Raw genomic sequence first — 15,997 nt, 5'->3', positions numbered from 1 at the left:
ACGTCACCCAGGAGGTCTTCATTCGGGCCTGGAAATCACGGACCACATTTCGCCCGGAGGCGGGGCGGCTGCCGGCATGGCTGATCGGGATCGCCCGCAATGCAATCTCCGACGCCTTGTCCGCTCGCTCCCGCCAGCGCCATCTCGAACAAGCAGCCACTCTCTTGGTCGTTGACCCCGTTTCCCGCCCGGACGCCGGGGACGTAGAAGAGGTCGCCGACCGCCTGACGTTGGACGAAGAACTGGAGCATTTAGGGGATCCACAGCAAGTAATAATGCGGCTGGCGTTCTATGAAGACCTGACTCACGACCAGATCTCGTCGCGCCTCAACCTGCCGCTCGGTACTGTTAAAAGCCACATCCGGCGCAGCCTCACCCGCTTACGCACCCGCCTGGAGGTGGAACATGGAACACCTTGACGCCGAACTTCTTAGTCTGCTGGCCCTTGGTGAGCCCCTGGGCACGGACGCCGACGCCGACCACCTCGCCAGCTGCCCCACGTGCAGCGAAACCCTCCGAGGCCTGCAACATGCCGTGCACGTTGCCACCCTCGACACCGCAGGCATCGAACTCGAGCAACCCGGCAGCCAGAACTGGGCCGCCATCCATCAGGCCCTCGGCCTCTCGCCGGCCCTCGCAACGGATCCCTTGAGCCAGCCCAGCTCAGGGCACCCTGCCCCGGAGAAACCAGCCGCACCGGAGAAACCTGCCGCGGCGGAGGCGCGCCCGAACCACGGCGGCGGCACAAAGCCGGCACCGATACCACTGCGGCCCCGCGCCAAAGACAGGCATGGCCGTCCCGGTCTGTGGGTTATCGCGGCTGCGGCCGGAATCGTTCTTGGCACGGCCGCCGGATGGACCGCTGCCGGAGTTCTCGGACACACCGGCACTCCCACACCCACCTCCACCCAGTCGGGTCCCGCTTCGACAGTCGTCGCCCAAACGTCCCTGACTCCGCTGCCCGCACATACCGGGAGCGGAGACGCCCGGGTGGAGCAACTCCCCGATGGAACCCGGCACCTGATCATCCGGCTCTCCAACGACCACATCACCGGATTCCGGGGAGTGTGGGTCGGCTCTGCCGACCTGTCCAGAATGGTCAGCCTGGGTGTCCTCGACAATGAATCCGGCATCTTCACCATCCCGGACGGCATTGATCTGGCCCAGTACCCCATCGTGGACGTCTCCAACCAGCCATACAACGGGAACCCGGCCCACTCCGCCGACAGCATCGCCCGGGGAACGCTCAACCCGAAAACATGATCCTCGGATGCTGTGCGTGAACCCTCGCGGGGCGGCGATACTCAGGGTGCCCTGGATCGCTCAGCCTTGCCTGGCCGCCAGCAACCCCCTGCATGTCAGTTATCCAAACAGGTCGGGCCGAGCAGCACCTTCAGATCGCCGAACAGTGACGGGCTCGGGTTGACGCGCAGGTGCACCGGCAGGCCCATGACCTCCACCCGGGTGTCGCCCTGCAGGTGCAGGCGGACCTCCGAATTTCCGCGGTGGGTGCGCAGCACGTCGCCCAGCTCGGTGACCACGGCCTCGGTGGCCTTGTGCGTGGCCATGGTGATCACCACAGGCCCGTTCTGGCTGTCACTGAGGTCCGGCACGGAGAGTTCCATGCAGTTCAAGGTGACGGCGCCGTCGTCGCGCCGCTGCAGCCGGCCCTTGACCACCACGATCAGGTCCTCCGCGAGCACCGAGGCGATGGGSCCGTASACCTGGCCGAAGAACATSACYTCSATGGAACCGSCGAGGTCCTCRATYTCGGCCCKGGCGTAGGCGTTGCCGCTGGCCTTGGCGATCCGTCGGCTGAGCGAGGTGATCATGCCGGCGATGGTCACGATCGAGCCGTCCGGCGGGCCGTCTTCGGCGATGATCGAGGTGATCGACCGGTCGGCGTGCTGGCTCAGGAGCCCTTCCAGTCCCTGCAGCGGGTGGTCGGAGACGTAGAGGCCGAGCATGTCGCGCTCGAACGCCAGTTTGTCCTTCTTCTCCCATTCCGGCAGGTCCGGGATCTCGGTGCTGAGCGACGCCTCGGGCTCCTGGTCCTCAAAGCCGGCGAAGAGGTCGAACTGGCCGATCGCCTCGTTGCGCTTGAGGGTGATGACGGAGTCGATCGCTTCTTCATGGATCATGGCCAGGGCCCGCCGGGGGTGGCCGAGCGAGTCGAAGGCGCCGGCCTTGATCAGGGATTCGATGGTGCGCTTGTTGCAGACCACTGCCGGGACCTTCAGGAGGTAGTCCTTGAAGGAGGTGTAGGCGCCTTCTTTTTCGCGCGCCGCCACCATGGCTTCGACGGCGTTCACGCCGACGTTGCGGATGGCGCCCATGCCGAAGCGGATGTCGGTGCCCACAGGGGTGAAGTTGAGGGCTGACTCGTTGACGTCGGGCGGCAGCACCGTGATGCCCATGCGCCGGCATTCGTTGAGGTAGATCGCCGACTTGTCCTTGTCGTCGCCCACTGAGGTCAGCAGGGCAGCCATGTACTCCGGCGCGTAGTGCGCCTTCAGGTACGCGGTCCAGTAGGAGATCACGCCGTAGGCGGCCGAGTGCGCCTTGTTGAAGGCGTAGTCGGAGAACGGCAGCAGGATGTCCCAGAGGGTCTTGACCGCGGCCATGGAATAGCCGTTGTCCTGCATACCCTGGGAGAAGCCGGCGAACTGCTTGTCCAGCTCGGACTTCTTCTTCTTGCCCATGGCGCGGCGCAGGATATCGGCCTGGCCCAGGGTATAGCCGGCGAGCTTCTGCGCCACGGCCATGACCTGCTCCTGGTACACGATCAGCCCGTAGGTCCCGCCGAGGATTTCGGACAGCGGTTCCTCGAGCTCCGGGTGGATCGGGATGACTTCCTGGATCTTGTTCTTGCGCAGCGCGTAGTCGGTGTGCGCGTTGGCGCCCATGGGTCCGGGCCGGTAGAGGGCCAGCACGGCGGAGATGTCCTCGAAGTTGTCAGGCTTCATCAGCTTGAGCAAGGACCGCATGGGACCGCCGTCGAGCTGGAAGACGCCCAGTGTGTCTCCGCGGGCAAGCAGTTCGTAGGACGCCGTGTCATCCAACTCGAGCGTCTCGAGGTCGAGCTCGATGCCGCGGTTCATTTTGATGTTTTCCAGGGCATCGGAAATGATCGTCAGGTTTCGCAGCCCGAGGAAGTCCATCTTGATCAGGCCGAGGCCTTCGGACGTCGGGTAGTCGAACTGGGTGATGACCTGGCCGTCCTGGAAACGGCGCATGATCGGGATCACGTCGATGATGGGGTCCGAGGACATGATGACGCCGGCGGCGTGCACGCCCCATTGCCGCTTCAGGCCCTCGATGCCCAGCGCCGTCTCGAAGACCTTGGCGGCCTCCGGGTCGGTGCTGATGAGCTGGCGGAAGTCGCCGGCCTCGCTGTAGCGCTTGGAGTCCTTGTTCTGGATGTCGGCCAGCGGGATGTCCTTGGCCATCACGGCCGGCGGGAGCGCCTTGGTCAGCGTCTCGCCCATGCTGAACGGGTAGCCCAGCACGCGCGAGGAGTCTTTGAGGGCCTGCTTGGTCTTGATGGTGCCGTAGGTGACGATCATCGCCACGCGCTCGTCGCCGTATTTGCGCGTGACGTAGTCGATCACYTCGSMRCGKCGCCGGTCRTCGAAGTCGACGTCGAAGTCRGGCATSGAGACGCGGTCCGGGTTGAGGAAGCGCTCGAAGATCAGGCCGTGGTGCAGCGGGTCCAGGTCGGTGATGCGCATCGCGTAGGCCACCATGGAGCCGGCGCCGGAGCCGCGCCCGGGACCGACCCGGATGCCGTTGTTCTTGGCCCAGTTGATGAAATCGGCGACGACGAGGAAGTAGCCCGGGAAGCCCATCGAGGTGATGACTTCGAGCTCATAGTCGGCCTGCTTGCGGACCTTGTCCGGGATGCCCTGGGGATAGCGGTAGCGGAGTCCCTTGTCGACCTCCTTGACCAGCCACGACGTTTCGTCCTCCCCCTCCGGGCAGGGGAACCGGGGCATGTAGTTGGCGCCGGTGTTGAAGGAAACTTCGCAGCGTTCGGCGATCAGGAGCGTGTTGTCGCACGCCTCGGGGTGGTCGCGGAACAGTTCGCGCATTTCCTGCGGTGACTTCAGGTAGTAGCCACTGCCGGAGAAGGCGAAGCGCGAGCCGCCGTTGTCGTAGGTCGGCTCCAGGAGGGTGGAACCGGACTGGATGGCCAGCAGGGCCTCATGCGCCTTGGCGTCATGCTCGTGCGTGTAGTGCAGGTCGTTGGTGGCCACCAGCGGCAGGTTCAGGTCCTTGGCCAGGCGCAGGAGGTCACCTGTGACGCGCCGCTCGATGTCCAGGCCGTGGTCCATGAGCTCACAGAAGTAGTTCTCCGCCCCGAAGATGTCGCGGAACTCCGCCGCGGCCTCCAGGGCTTCGCGGTACTGGCCGAGCCGCAGCCGGGTCTGGACCTCGCCGGACGGGCAGCCGGTGGTGGCGATGAGCCCTTCCGAGTAGGTGTTCAGCAGCTCACGGTCCAGCCGGGGCCATTTGCCGAAGACCGAGTCCAGCGAGGCGATCGAGGAGGCCCGGAAAAGGTTCCGCATGCCCACGTTGTTGTAGCTGAGCAGGGTCATGTGCGTGTACGAGCCGCCGCCGGAAATGTCGTCCTTGCGCTGGTGCTCCTCGCCCCAGCGCACACGGGTCTTGTCCGTGCGGGCGGTCCCGGGAGTCACATAGGCTTCGACGCCGATGATGGGTCTGATGCCCTGGTCTGTTGCGCGCTTCCAGAAGTCGAAGGCGCCGAACAGGTAGCCGTGGTCCGTCGTGGCGAGGGCCGGCATGCCGAGCCGTTCGGTTTCGTCGAACAGCTCACCGAGCCGGGCGGCACCGTCCAGCATCGAGTACTCGGTGTGGTTGTGGAGATGGACAAACGAGTCGTTGCTGGAAGTCACCGCACCATTCTAGTGCCGTGCCACGACGGCGGCGTGCAGCCACGGCGATGGGCACCGAACGGCGGCAACGGGCGGCCCGGCAGAACCCCGTGGATTCAGGCCGCCCGTGCCGTGCGGCTCAGGCGTTTCCGGACTCCAGGACCGTCAGCGCGTACTGCAGGTCCTGCGGGTACTCGCTGGCGACGGTAACCCGCTCCCCTGTCCGCGGGTGGTCGAAGGACAGTTCCCGGGCGTGCAGCCACTGCCGGGTSAGSCCGAGGGTGGCGGCCAGCCKCGGGTCCGCGCCGTAGGTGAGGTCACCGGCGCAGGGGTGGCGCAGGGCCGAGAAATGCACGCGGATCTGGTGGGTGCGGCCCGTTTCGAGGTGCACCTCCACGAGTGAGGCCTTCCCGAAAGCTTCCAGGACCTCATAGTGCGTCACCGAATCACGGCCGTCCTCGGTCACGGCAAACCGCCAGTCATGGCCCGGGTGCCGGCCGATGGGCGCGTCGATGGTGCCCGCCAGCGGATCGGGAAGGCCCTGGACGACGGCGTGGTAGACCTTGTCCACGGTGCGCTCCTTGAAGGCGCGCTTGAGCACGGTGTAGGCATTTTCGGTCTTGGCCACCACCATGACGCCGGAAGTGCCGACATCGAGCCGATGGACGATGCCGGCGCGCTCCGGGGCGCCCGACGTCGAAATCCGGTAGCCGAGCCCGGCGAGGCCACCCACCACCGTGGGTCCCACCCAGCCGGGCGAAGGGTGGGCGGCGACACCGACCGGTTTGTCGATGACTACAAATTCGTCATCGTCCAGCAGGATCAACAGGTCGTCCACTACTTCCTCCACGATTTCCAGGGGGTCCCTGCGGTCCGGCACCACGACCTCAAGCACGGTGCCCAGGGTGAGTTTGAGGGACTTTCCGACCTTCCCTGCGTTGCTGGTGACGTTGCCTTCGGCGATCAGGACTGCGGCCTGCGAGCGGGAGATGTCCATCAGCCGGGCCAGTCCGGCGTCCACACGGGAACCGGCGAGGTCCTCCGTGACGGTGAAGCGGTGGTGCCCGGCGGGTGCGGTGCCGGCTTCGGCGGCCATATCGGCCGCCATATCGGCCGCCATATCAGCGGCGTTTCCTGAGGCAGTGTCAGACATCGTTGGCCACCGTATCCTTCGTATGGCGCGAGCCGTCCAGGGAGATTCCGCGGAGCGTGAGCAGGCAAATGATCACGACGGCGGAGACGACGGCGGAGTCGGCGATGTTGAAGATCGCGAAGTTTGGCAGCTGGATGAAGTCCACCACATGGCCCATCGCGAAGGACGGCTCGCGGAACAGCCGGTCCGTCAGGTTGCCGAGTGCGCCGCCGAGCAGCAGCCCCAGCGCCARGGCCCACCRRAGCGAACCGAGCTTGCGCAGCTGCAGCAGGATCGCGACAGACACGGCCGCCATGATGATCGTGAACACCCAGGTGACGTTCTCGCCGATCGAGAACGCCGCCCCCGAGTTGCGGATGTAGAACCAGTGCAGCAGCGGGGGAAGCACGGGGATCCGCTCACCCTCGGTCATGGTGGTCGTGACCCAGAGCTTGGTGAGCTGGTCGAACACGTAGGCGAAGACCGCGAAGGCAGCGAACAGGACAAACAGCTTTGCCCGCCGCGGCCGGGCGCGCACGGGCTGTGCCGCCTCGACAGGCTGCATGGCGTCTGGTGATGGTGCGTCAGTCATAGGGCTTTCGATCGGGAGCCAGTGCGGGGACCGGGTTCAGGTACCGGCAAGTGCCGGGCACCTGGGCCGGTGCCGGCACGTTGCGGGAAAAGGGAAAAGCCGGCGGCCGAGGAATCCTCAGCCACCGGCTTTCAGAATACTTGCTTTTTGCCCTAGCTGGCTTCGCCAACCTCGGGGGCCGCGACGGAGCCGCGGGCGTCCAGGTCGCGGAGCTGGCCTTCGATGTAGGCCTTCAGGCGTGAGCGGTAGTCGCGCTCGAAGCCGCGAAGCTGCTCGACCTTGCGTTCCAGGACGGAGCGCTGCTGCTCGAGGGCACCGAGGATCTTGCGGGACTTTTCCTGCGCATCGTTGACGAGGCTGCTGGCCTCGATCTGAGCTTCAGCGATGATTTTGTCCCGCTGCTGCTCGCCGTCGGCGACGTGCTTGTCGTGCATCTGCTGCGCCATGGCGAGCAGGCCGGCGGCGGACTCCGACGCCGGGGTGGCGGCGCTGCGCGCCGGCTCGACAACCTGGGCGGCCTTGGCGGCCTGCTCGGCTTCCTTCTTCTTGGCGGCTTCTGCGGCCGCCTTTGCCTTGGCCTCGGCCTCGGCCTTGGCGGTGTCTTCCTTCTCGGCCTTGACGGGTGCCGGGACCTTTTCCACCACGGGTGCGGCGGCTGCGGAGCTGGCAGGCGTGCCGGCGCCGGATTCGGCGAGCTTCTTGCGCAGCTCGTCGTTCTCCTGGTTCAGGCGCCGAAGTTCGACGACGATCTCGTCCAGGAAGTCGTCAACCTCGTCCTGGTCGTAGCCTTCGCGGAACTTGGTCGGCTGAAAGCGCTTGTTGACAACGTCTTCTGGCGTCAAAGCCATCTGGTCACCTCGTTGGTCTAGTTAGTCAGTAGGCCTTCCGGCCGTCAAACTACGGTACCTAAATATGGTCTGGTTCCTCTAATTCAACACCGCAGTGTCAAACCGGAGTTTACTTTCGGTTTGGGCCTGGGCCGGGCAGGTCGCTGCCCGGCTGCGGCTGCGGCCTATGCCGCGATCGGCTGGGCGTACACCAGGCCCTTGACGATCCACATCGCCACGCTCACGGCCACGAACAGCAGCAGGAAGCCTATGTCCAGCGACATTCCGCCCAACCGCAGCGGCGGGATGAGCCGGCGGAGCAGTTTGAGGGGCTTGTCCGTGACCGAATACACAGCATGAGCGGTCACGAGTGCCAAACCGCGCGGCCGCCAGCTTCGGGCAAACATCTGCACCCAGTCGTAGACCAGACGGATGATCAATGCCACGAAAAAAAGCAACAGAACGATATAGACGAGCCCCAAAACAATTCCCATGAGCTAACTCATATCTCCATGTTCATTCCGGATACCGAAGTGTCCTAAGGAAAGTGTCACTTCTATTTCAACACGGATAATTCCGCACGGATGCCAGGCAGGTGTCCCCGCCTGGCATCAGTACCGAATATTCGGGCCTAGCTCTGGTTGAAGAAACTTGCCTGCGTCTCGCTGACCTTCTTGTCGTCGCCAATGACTTCGACGTACGACGGCGAGAGCAGGAAGACCTTGTTCGTCACCCGTTCGATGCTGCCGCGCAGGCCGAAAACAAGACCGGCGGAGAAGTCCACGAGGCGCTTGGCGTCAGCCTCGCCCATGTCGGTGACGTTCATGATGACGGGGATCCCGTCGCGGAAGCTTTCGCCGATGAGCTTGGCGTCGTTGTACGACCGCGGATGGATGGTCGTGATTTGCCGGAGTCCGGTGGTCTCTTCGCGGCTCGATGCCGCACGCTTGATGGGTGTCACAGGTGCGCGATATTCCTCTTCAGCGGCGTGGGGCTCTTCCCGGGGGACCTCGCGGACGGGCGCCGGAGCACGTCGTTCCTCGCGGTCCTGCTCCATGGATTCGTCCTCATCCTTGTGCGGTGTGGGGTGCTCAGACTCGTAGTGTTCGTCGCCGTCGGCGAGCCCAAGATAGATCATTGTCTTGCGCAGAGCGCCAGCCATGGTCGACTCCTAATCTTGTCCGTAAGCGGGCCGCTTAGTGACTAGACAGCCTTGGAWTCCCCGCCATTACCTTCCAATATGTCGAACTTACCGCAGGGCCGGACGCGGACCGAGAATATCGGAGCCAATGCGCAGGTGTGTCGCCCCGAAGCGGACGGCCTCTTCGAGGTCCTGGCTCATGCCGGCGGATATTCCCGTGGCGTAGGGAAATTGTTCGGCCAGGCGCCCGGAAATGCCGGCCAGCTTTTCGAAGGCAGCCGCCGGGTCCGCCCCGAGCGGGGCAACGGCCATGACGCCGGCGAGCCTCAGTCCGCCGGCACCGGCGACCTGTTCGGCCAGCGCGGTGACTTCGCCGGGCGCCGCGCCGCCGCGGTGGGCCGCTGCTGCGTCGCCGGCCTGCTCGGCCAGGCTGACCTGGATGAAACAGTCCAGGGGCGGGCGGCCGGTGCGGTCGGCTTCGACGGCCATCGCCTTGGCCAGGGCCGAGGCGACGGCTTCCCGGTCCACGGAGTGCACGGACGCGGCGTACTTCACCACGGATTTGGCCTTCTTGCTTTGGAGTTGACCGATGAAGTGCCAGCTCAGGCCAAGGTCCTGAAGCTGCGCCGCCTTTTCCGCGGCCTCCTGGTCCCGGTTCTCCCCGACGTCGGTGACCCCCAGCGACGCCAGCCGCCGGACGTCCAGCGCAGGATGGAACTTGGTGACGACGATCAGGCTCGGCGGCGCCGCCTGCCGGCCCGCGGCGGCCACGGCGGCGTCGATCCGGCGGCGGACGGCCGCGAGGTTCGCCTCCAGCTGGGCCAGACGGGGGCCTTCCAGCGCGTCCGTTCGGTTCTCATGGTTCTCCCCCGGCGCCGTGACGGGCTCGACGGCGTGTGCGTCCGGGCGCTGCGCCGGTTCAGTCATGGCCATACTCCCTTTTCCCGTCAGTCCCGTCAGTGCCGTCAGTCCCGTGGGTGCCGTCCGTCCACGCCAGCCCGGCGAAGCGGCCGGTGTGGCTGTTGCGGCGGTAGGAGAAGAGGGTGTCGTCCTCGAGGGTGCATCCCCCGGAGTATTCGATCGCGACGCCCGCAGCTTCCAGCTGGCTCCGCACTCCGGCCGGCAGGTCCAGACCAGGGGTGCCGGTCGAGGTGGTGCACCAGGTGGCAGGCACGGCCGCGGAAACGTCCGCGCGCAGGCTGCCGGGGACTTCATAGCAGCGCCCGCAGACCGAGGGGCCCACCCAGGCGCTGATGCGGTCCGCACCGAGCTCCCGGAGGCGGGCCACAGCGGCTGGCACCACCTCGGCGGCGACGCCTGGCCGTCCGGCGTGAACGACGCCCAGCACCGGCGCCCCGGCCGGATCCTCGCCGACCAGCACCACCGGCACGCAGTCGGCCACCAGGACGGCCAGCGGCTCAGTCAGGGAGACCATGGCATCGGCCGTGGGCGCGGCCGGACCTTCACCCGCGGAGTCCGCGGCCGGGGACCCAACGATGGTGGCGACGTCACTGCCGTGGACCTGGTTCATGTACCGGAAGGAGCGCCCGCTGAGCCCGGCGGCCGCTTCGAGCTCAGCGCGCCGGCGGCGCACCGCCACGGGGTCATCACCGACATGCAGTGCCAGGTTCCCGGCTCCGGCGTCGGTGAAAGCCACCCATACGCCCGGCCGGACTTCAGCCCGCCAGCAAAACAATCACAACACCGCCATCAACATGTCCGGAATACCTGCGTTCATACAATCCACCGTAACCCGCCGCAAAGCAGCATGGCACCGCCGGACGGCGGTGCCATGCAGGAGCGGAACTATTTACTTCAGGAAGTCCGGGACATCCAGGTCATCGGAGTGCCGGCCGGACAGGTCCGGCTCCACGACGGCCGGAAGGTCGACGTCGAAGCCCGAATCGGCCGGTACGRCAGAGGGACGCTGCTGGCCCCAGCCGCCGTAGCCGGAGGCGCCGACGGTGGCGTGCAGCGGCTGAACCGGGGCGGAGGCGGGTGCCTGCGCCGGGGCGGGGGCGGGGGACGCGGGACGCTGCGGCGCGGCCGGCAGGGACTGGTCCATGGACGGCGAGGTGGCCTTGACGTCGTCGAAGCCGGCGGCGATGACGGTGACGCGTGCCTCGTCGCCGAGGGCGTCGTCGATCACGGCGCCGAAGATGATGTTGGCCTCCGGGTGGGCGACTTCCTGGACCAGGCGGGCTGCCTCGTTGATTTCGAAGAGGCCAAGGTCCGAGCCGCCCTGGATGGACAGCAGCACGCCGTGCGCGCCGTCGATCGATGCTTCCAGCAGCGGGGAGGCGATGGCCAGCTCCGCGGCCTTCACGGCGCGGTCTTCGCCGCGGGCAGAACCGATGCCCATCAGCGCGGAACCGGCACCCTGCATGACGGACTTGACGTCGGCGAAGTCGAGGTTGATCAGGCCGGGGGTGGTGATGAGGTCCGTGATGCCCTGGACGCCGGAGAGCAGGACCTGGTCGGCGGAACGGAACGCGTCCAGGACGGAGACGTTGCGGTCGCTGATGGAGAGCAGGCGGTCGTTCGGGATCACGATCAGGGTGTCGACTTCATCGCGGAGGGCGTCGATGCCGGCCTCGGCGGAGCCGGCACGGCGGCGGCCTTCAAACGTGAAGGGACGCGTCACGACGCCGATGGTCAGGGCGCCAAGGGACCGTGCGATCCGGGCGACGACGGGGGCGCCGCCTGTGCCGGTTCCGCCGCCTTCGCCGGCGGTGACGAAGACCATGTCTGCGCCCCGGATGACCTCTTCGATTTCATCGGCGTGGTCCTCCGCGGCCTGCCGGCCAACTTCAGGGTTCGCGCCAGCACCGAGTCCACGGGTCAGCTCACGCCCGACGTCGAGCTTGACGTCGGCATCGCTCATCAACAATGCCTGGGCATCGGTGTTGATGGCGATGAATTCGACGCCGCGAAGACCGACCTCGATCATGCGGTTGACTGCGTTCACGCCACCGCCGCCGATGCCGACGACCTTGATGACGGCCAAGTAATTCTGCGGAGCTGCCACGTTACGTGTCCCTTGTTCGTGTACTAATGCGAAAACTGATCGAGTCCTGCTTGAAGCTTTGAACCTTAACCTTCGACTTGAAGGTTATAGTTATGTCAAGTAACTCATGTCTGTGACGGTATTTCCTATGCAGGGGACATTCAATAACCGGCGCCGCGTGTCGCGCGAATACCGGGCAAATAGCCCCTGTAAGTAGTCCCGCGGGCAGCTGGACGTCCGCTGGACATCCGTGACGCGGCGGATCCGATTGCCGGCTACCGCGTGACAGGGTGCCGGGGCACGCTGACATCGTAGACCTTCACCGGGTTTTTGGGGTCGGCCGGGACCTTCAGGAGGGCAGAAAGGACCCGTGCCTTCAGCTCCTTCTCCCCCGCGTTGCCCCAGACGATTGTCTGCCCGTCGACGAGTTTGAGTTCGACGGCGTCGGCCGACGCGGCAGAGGCGTTGGAGAGCCGCGCCAGCACATCCGCCGGCAGGGCCCCCAGCACCGCCGTGATGGCCTGGAACAGGTCCTTCGGCAGCGTTCCGCTGCCGCCGTCGATCACCGGCAGCGATACCGAGGCTGCATCGGCGGTGGTGCTGAGCTGGACACCGTCGACGTCCACCAGCTGGAATGTCTTGCCCTGCTTGACCAGGGCCACGGGGATGCGCTCGGTTACGTGCACCTGCAAGGTGGCGGGCGGCAGCGCCTTCGCGGTGACGTCCTTGACCTGGACCAGCGGCTTGAGCAGGGCTGTGACCTCCTCCTCGCTGATCTGCGGCAGCGGCTTGCCCTGAAGGGGCGCGAGGGCGGCCTGGACCTGATCCGGGTGCAGCATCTTTGTACCCTCCACCGTGACCGTGCGCAGGGCCAGCACCGGCGAGTAGACGGCGGCCGCGACGATCCCCGCCATCAGCACAGCCACGATCCCGATGGTGCTCAGCAGGATCCGCCGGCGGCGCTTGCCCTTGGGCTCGGGGAAGGACAGCACCTTGCCGGGACCGTTGTCCGGGGTGCCCTGCGGGTTCTGCGGATTGCGGGACCGGCCGACGGCGGTGTCCGCGGCGGTGTCCGTGGCGGTCTTGGACGCAGAAATGACATCCGTGCCCGTACCGGCGGACGGCGGCCGGGAGCCGGTGCCGGATCCGCCACGATAGGTGGGGCGCCTGGTGCTAGGCACCGGCGGCCTCGGCCGTCAGGGCCTCGACAATCAACGGCCCGTAGGCCGTGACGTCACCGGCGCCGGCGGTCAGCACGATGTCCCCGGGCCCGGCGGCCGCCAGCAGTGCCTGCACAGCCTCCCCGTCGGGTCCGACAAGGCGGCCGCCTGAGCCCAGGTGTTCGGCGATCAGCCCGCTGGTGACCCCTGGAATGGGATCCTCGCGGGCAGGATAGATGTCCAGGACCAGGGCCGTGTCCGCGGTGTTGAGCGCTTCGGCGAACTCGCGGGCAAATTCCCGTGTCCGCGAAAACAGGTGCGGCTGGAAGAGCACGTGCACCTTGTGCTCCCCGGCGACGGCCCGTGCCGCGGACAGGGCGGCGCGGACCTCCGTGGGGTGGTGGGCATAGTCGTCGTAGACGCGGACGCCGCGGCCCTCCCCCTTGAACTCGAAACGGCGCGAGGCGCCGGAGAAGTGGGCCAGTGCCGCCGCGGCGGTGTCGGGCGCGACGCCGAGTTCGATCGCCACGGCGAAGGCGGCGGCAGCGTTGAGTGCGTTGTGCCGGCCCGGAACCTGGAGTTCGACGCCGAACGTGCCCGCCGTCGTCGAGATCCCCATCCGGCCGGGTCCCGCGTCGTGCAGCCGGATGGCGGCGTCGTCGGCGGTTCCGTAAAGCACCACGCGGGTGTTGCCGCGGGCCAGGGTGCGCTCGGCCAGTGCCCTGGCCCCGGGGTCGTCAGCGCACGCCACCAGGACGCCGTCCGCCGGGAGCAGGGCCGTGAAGCGGTCGAAGGAGGCATAGACAGCCTCGGCGGTGCCGTAGAAGTCCAGGTGGTCCGGCTCGACGTTGGTCACCACGGCGATCGTGGGGCGGTAGTTCAGGAAGGAGCCGTCCGATTCGTCGGCCTCGGCGACGAAGATGCCCGCCGTGCCGTGTGCCGCATTGACTCCGAGCGCCGGCACGTTGGCGCCGATCGCGAAGGACGGGTCCAGTCCGGCGCCCTGCAGCAGCACCGTGATCATGGAGGTCGTGGTGGACTTGCCGTGCGTTCCGGCGACTGCCACCACAGTGTCATCCGCCATCGTGGCGGCCAGCGCCTCGGAGCGGTGCAGCACCGGGAGTCCGGCGGCGCGGGCCGCCGCGAGCTCGGGGTTGTCGGGCCGGATCGCCGAGCCGGCGACCACCGTCTGGGCGTCTCCCAGGTTGCCGGGAGCATAGCCGACGGCGATCCGCGCCCCGGCGGCCGCGAGGTCCGCCATGACGGGCAGCGACTTGGCGTCGGAGCCGCTCACCGGGATGCCGCGGGCCACCATAATGCGGGCAACGGCGGACATGCCGACGCCGCCGATGCCGATGAAGTGGACGCGGCCGAGGGATTCCAGGGCATGCGTGCCGTGTTGGGGCTGGGTCATTGCTCTACTGCTTCCTGCCGTGCTGGTTCGTGCCCTGCTGTTTCGGACGCTGCTGTTTCGGACGCTGCCGGTTCCCGCTGCGCTCGTTCGAAGACGCGACGCCGAGGATGAGATCGGCCATGCGCCGGTCGGCGTCGCGGATGCCGAGCTGTTCGGAGCTGGCTGCCATCCGGGCCAGCCTGTCCGTGTCCAGCAGCAGGGGAATGATGTTCCCGCTGATCCAGTCGTCGGAGAAGGCCTTGTCATCGATTATCAATGCGCCGCCCGCGGCGACCAGGCCCGCGGCGTTCAACGCCTGCTCGCCGTTGCCGATGGGCAGGGGCACGAAAACGGCAGGCACGCCCACGGCGGCCACCTCGCAGACCRTGGCGGCTCCGGCACGGGCCAGCAGCAGGTCCGCCGCGGCGTAGACGGTTTCCATCCCGTCGACGTACTCCACCTGCCGGTAGCCTGGCGCGGCGAGCGGTTTGCCGTCGGCGTCGTGGACGGACTTGCCGCGACCGGTGATGTGCAGGGTCTGCACGCCGGCGTCGGCGAGGGCCCCGACGGCCGCGGCGAGGGACCGGTTGATGCTCTGGGCGCCCGAGGACCCGCCCGTGACGATGAGCGTCGGCCGGTCCGCGTCCAGGCCGAGCGCCTGCCGTGCACCAGCCCGGGCGGCCGCGCGGTCGAGGCCGGAAATTTCGGGGCGCATGGGCATGCCTACGTGCCGGGCGGCGCGGCCCAGTTTGGTCGCGGCGAAGGCCACTGCCACGTGGGCGCCGAGGCCTGCGCCAACGCGGTTAGCCAGGCCGGGACGGGTGTTGGCCTCGTGGACCACGATCGGGATCTTCCGGCGCCGGGCAGCGAGGTACATCGGTGTGCACACGTACCCGCCGACCCCCACCAGGACGTCGGCGCCTGCCTCGTCCAGGATGGAACCCGCCTGCTTCACCGCACCGGCCATCCGGCCCGGCAGCCGGAGCAGATCCGCGGAAGGCCTGCGCGGGAGCGGGACACGGCTGATGGTGGCAAGGTCCAGGCCGGCCGCCGGGACGAGCCGCGCTTCCATTCCGCCGGGGGTCCCGACAGCCAGGAGCTGCACTCCGGGGCGGGACTGCCGGAGGGCGCCGGCAATTGCCAGCAGCGGGCTGATATGGCCGGCGGTTCCGCCGCCGGCAAGGACCACGGACAAGGGCGACTCGGTGTTCATGAAGGGCTGTTTACGCTTTCGTACGGTTCTTGGTGGCTGGGCTCTTGGCGGGGTTCTTGGTGGGGTTCTTGGTGGCGGGGCTCTTGCCCGCGGGGACCTTGGGCCGGGCTGCCGTGCGGGCGGCGGACCGGCTGGAGGCCGTGCTGGCGGCGGACCGGCTGGCGGCAGTCCTTGCAGCCCGGGCAGCGCGGGCCCTCCGGACGGAATTGGCGAAGGCGGCCGGGCCGAACCTGAGCATCTTCGTCGGCTGCATGCCGGGGTCCATCTGTGCCCGGGCCAGGGACAGGACGACGCCGATTGCGCACAGTGACATCAGCAGGGCCGAGCCGCCATAGGAAATGAAGGGCAGTGGGACACCGATCACCGGTGCCAGCCCGGTGACCACGGCCATGTTGACGCTGGCCTGGCCCAGCAGCCAGACCATGATCGTGCCGGCCAGGACGCGGTGGAAGACATCGTGCTGGGCGACGACCACCCGGTAGATGGCGGTGCCGAGGATGGCGAACAGGACCAGGACGACGATGGTGCCGACCAGTCCGAGTTCCTCGCCGATGATCGCGAAAATGAAGTCGTTGTGCGCTTCCGGGATCCAGCTGTACTTCTGCCGGCTCTGGCCCAGTCCGACGCCGAACCAGCC

The 15,997-nt window shown here is 67.3% G+C and carries 15 protein-coding genes; 2 read left to right on the top strand and 13 right to left on the bottom strand.

Features of this window, described 5'->3' with window-relative positions; genetic code table 11:
• Both AC1DHX_RS18185 and AC1DHX_RS18180 read left to right on the top strand, forming a co-directional pair.
• A partial coding sequence (locus AC1DHX_RS18185) for an RNA polymerase sigma factor (RefSeq protein WP_476900318.1) occupies positions 1-419 on the top strand: 419 nt, incomplete at its 5' end.
• Positions 406-1,263, top strand: a complete 858-nt coding sequence (locus tag AC1DHX_RS18180; RefSeq protein ID WP_476859849.1) for an anti-sigma factor — start codon at positions 406-408, stop codon at positions 1,261-1,263. The genes AC1DHX_RS18185 and AC1DHX_RS18180, both read left to right, overlap by 14 nt.
• Positions 1,264-1,358: 95 nt before the next feature.
• Here AC1DHX_RS18180 and dnaE read toward each other — a convergent pair whose 3' ends face one another.
• The 13 genes from dnaE to AC1DHX_RS18115 all read right to left on the bottom strand — a co-directional run.
• Positions 1,359-4,916 (bottom strand): DNA polymerase III subunit alpha, encoded by a 3,558-nt coding sequence (dnaE, locus tag AC1DHX_RS18175; protein ID WP_476900317.1) that lies wholly within the window; start codon positions 4,914-4,916, stop codon positions 1,359-1,361.
• Between the two features lie 118 nt (positions 4,917-5,034).
• On the bottom strand, positions 5,035-6,003 hold the full coding sequence (locus AC1DHX_RS18170; RefSeq protein WP_028275872.1) for an RluA family pseudouridine synthase: 969 nt from the start codon (positions 6,001-6,003) through the stop codon (positions 5,035-5,037).
• Positions 6,004-6,040: 37 nt separating this feature from the next.
• A complete protein-coding gene (gene lspA, locus AC1DHX_RS18165; RefSeq protein WP_476900316.1) occupies positions 6,041-6,619 on the bottom strand; it encodes a signal peptidase II in 579 nt (192 codons plus the stop codon).
• A gap of 152 nt (positions 6,620-6,771) precedes the next feature.
• Positions 6,772-7,467 carry a DivIVA domain-containing protein gene (locus tag AC1DHX_RS18160; RefSeq protein WP_028275874.1) on the bottom strand — a complete coding sequence of 232 codons (696 nt, stop codon included), beginning with the start codon at positions 7,465-7,467 and terminating at the stop codon, positions 6,772-6,774.
• A 164-nt stretch (positions 7,468-7,631) separates the two neighbouring features.
• Entirely contained in the window at positions 7,632-7,940 is a 309-nt protein-coding gene (locus AC1DHX_RS18155) for a YggT family protein (RefSeq protein WP_230008815.1), read from the bottom strand.
• A gap of 137 nt (positions 7,941-8,077) precedes the next feature.
• Entirely contained in the window at positions 8,078-8,608 is a 531-nt protein-coding gene (locus tag AC1DHX_RS18150; RefSeq protein ID WP_230008814.1) for a cell division protein SepF, read from the bottom strand.
• Between the two features lie 87 nt (positions 8,609-8,695).
• A complete protein-coding gene (locus AC1DHX_RS18145) occupies positions 8,696-9,514 on the bottom strand; it encodes a YggS family pyridoxal phosphate-dependent enzyme (RefSeq protein ID WP_476859850.1) in 819 nt (272 codons plus the stop codon).
• Positions 9,507-10,283 (bottom strand): purine nucleoside phosphorylase YfiH/LACC1 family protein, encoded by a 777-nt coding sequence (locus tag AC1DHX_RS18140; RefSeq protein ID WP_476857735.1) that lies wholly within the window; start codon positions 10,281-10,283, stop codon positions 9,507-9,509. The genes AC1DHX_RS18145 and AC1DHX_RS18140 overlap by 8 nt, the downstream gene beginning before the upstream one ends.
• 114 nt (positions 10,284-10,397) lie before the next feature.
• Positions 10,398-11,615 (bottom strand): cell division protein FtsZ, encoded by a 1,218-nt coding sequence (gene ftsZ, locus AC1DHX_RS18135; RefSeq protein WP_476900315.1) that lies wholly within the window; start codon positions 11,613-11,615, stop codon positions 10,398-10,400.
• A 254-nt stretch (positions 11,616-11,869) separates the two neighbouring features.
• On the bottom strand, positions 11,870-12,775 hold the full coding sequence (locus AC1DHX_RS18130) for a cell division protein FtsQ/DivIB (protein WP_476859851.1): 906 nt from the start codon (positions 12,773-12,775) through the stop codon (positions 11,870-11,872).
• A complete protein-coding gene (gene murC / locus AC1DHX_RS18125; RefSeq protein ID WP_476859852.1) occupies positions 12,768-14,168 on the bottom strand; it encodes a UDP-N-acetylmuramate--L-alanine ligase in 1,401 nt (466 codons plus the stop codon). The genes AC1DHX_RS18130 and murC overlap by 8 nt, the downstream gene beginning before the upstream one ends.
• Positions 14,169-14,172: 4 nt before the next feature.
• The gene (locus tag AC1DHX_RS18120; RefSeq protein ID WP_476900314.1) at positions 14,173-15,360 is read right to left on the bottom strand and encodes a UDP-N-acetylglucosamine--N-acetylmuramyl-(pentapeptide) pyrophosphoryl-undecaprenol N-acetylglucosamine transferase; all 1,188 of its coding nucleotides are present in this window, start codon (positions 15,358-15,360) and stop codon (positions 14,173-14,175) included.
• A gap of 10 nt (positions 15,361-15,370) precedes the next feature.
• The coding region (locus AC1DHX_RS18115; protein ID WP_476900313.1) for an FtsW/RodA/SpoVE family cell cycle protein at positions 15,371-15,997 on the bottom strand (627 nt) is incomplete at its 5' end.

This window comes from Arthrobacter sp. 05N33_2, from assembly GCF_056397425.1.
Note: the sequence above shows the minus strand (reverse complement) of the source record. Positions and strands in the feature narration are given on the sequence as shown.

Coding starts and splice junctions, on each gene's coding strand:
- AC1DHX_RS18180 (WP_476859849.1), top strand. CDS start 406: ATGGAACACCTTGACGCCGAACTTCTTAGTCTGCTGGCCCTTGGTGAG.
- AC1DHX_RS18160 (WP_028275874.1), bottom strand. CDS start 7,467: ATGGCTTTGACGCCAGAAGACGTTGTCAACAAGCGCTTTCAGCCGACC.
- AC1DHX_RS18155 (WP_230008815.1), bottom strand. CDS start 7,940: ATGGGAATTGTTTTGGGGCTCGTCTATATCGTTCTGTTGCTTTTTTTC.
- AC1DHX_RS18150 (WP_230008814.1), bottom strand. CDS start 8,608: ATGGCTGGCGCTCTGCGCAAGACAATGATCTATCTTGGGCTCGCCGAC.
- AC1DHX_RS18145 (WP_476859850.1), bottom strand. CDS start 9,514: ATGACTGAACCGGCGCAGCGCCCGGACGCACACGCCGTCGAGCCCGTC.
- murC (WP_476859852.1), bottom strand. CDS start 14,168: ATGACCCAGCCCCAACACGGCACGCATGCCCTGGAATCCCTCGGCCGC.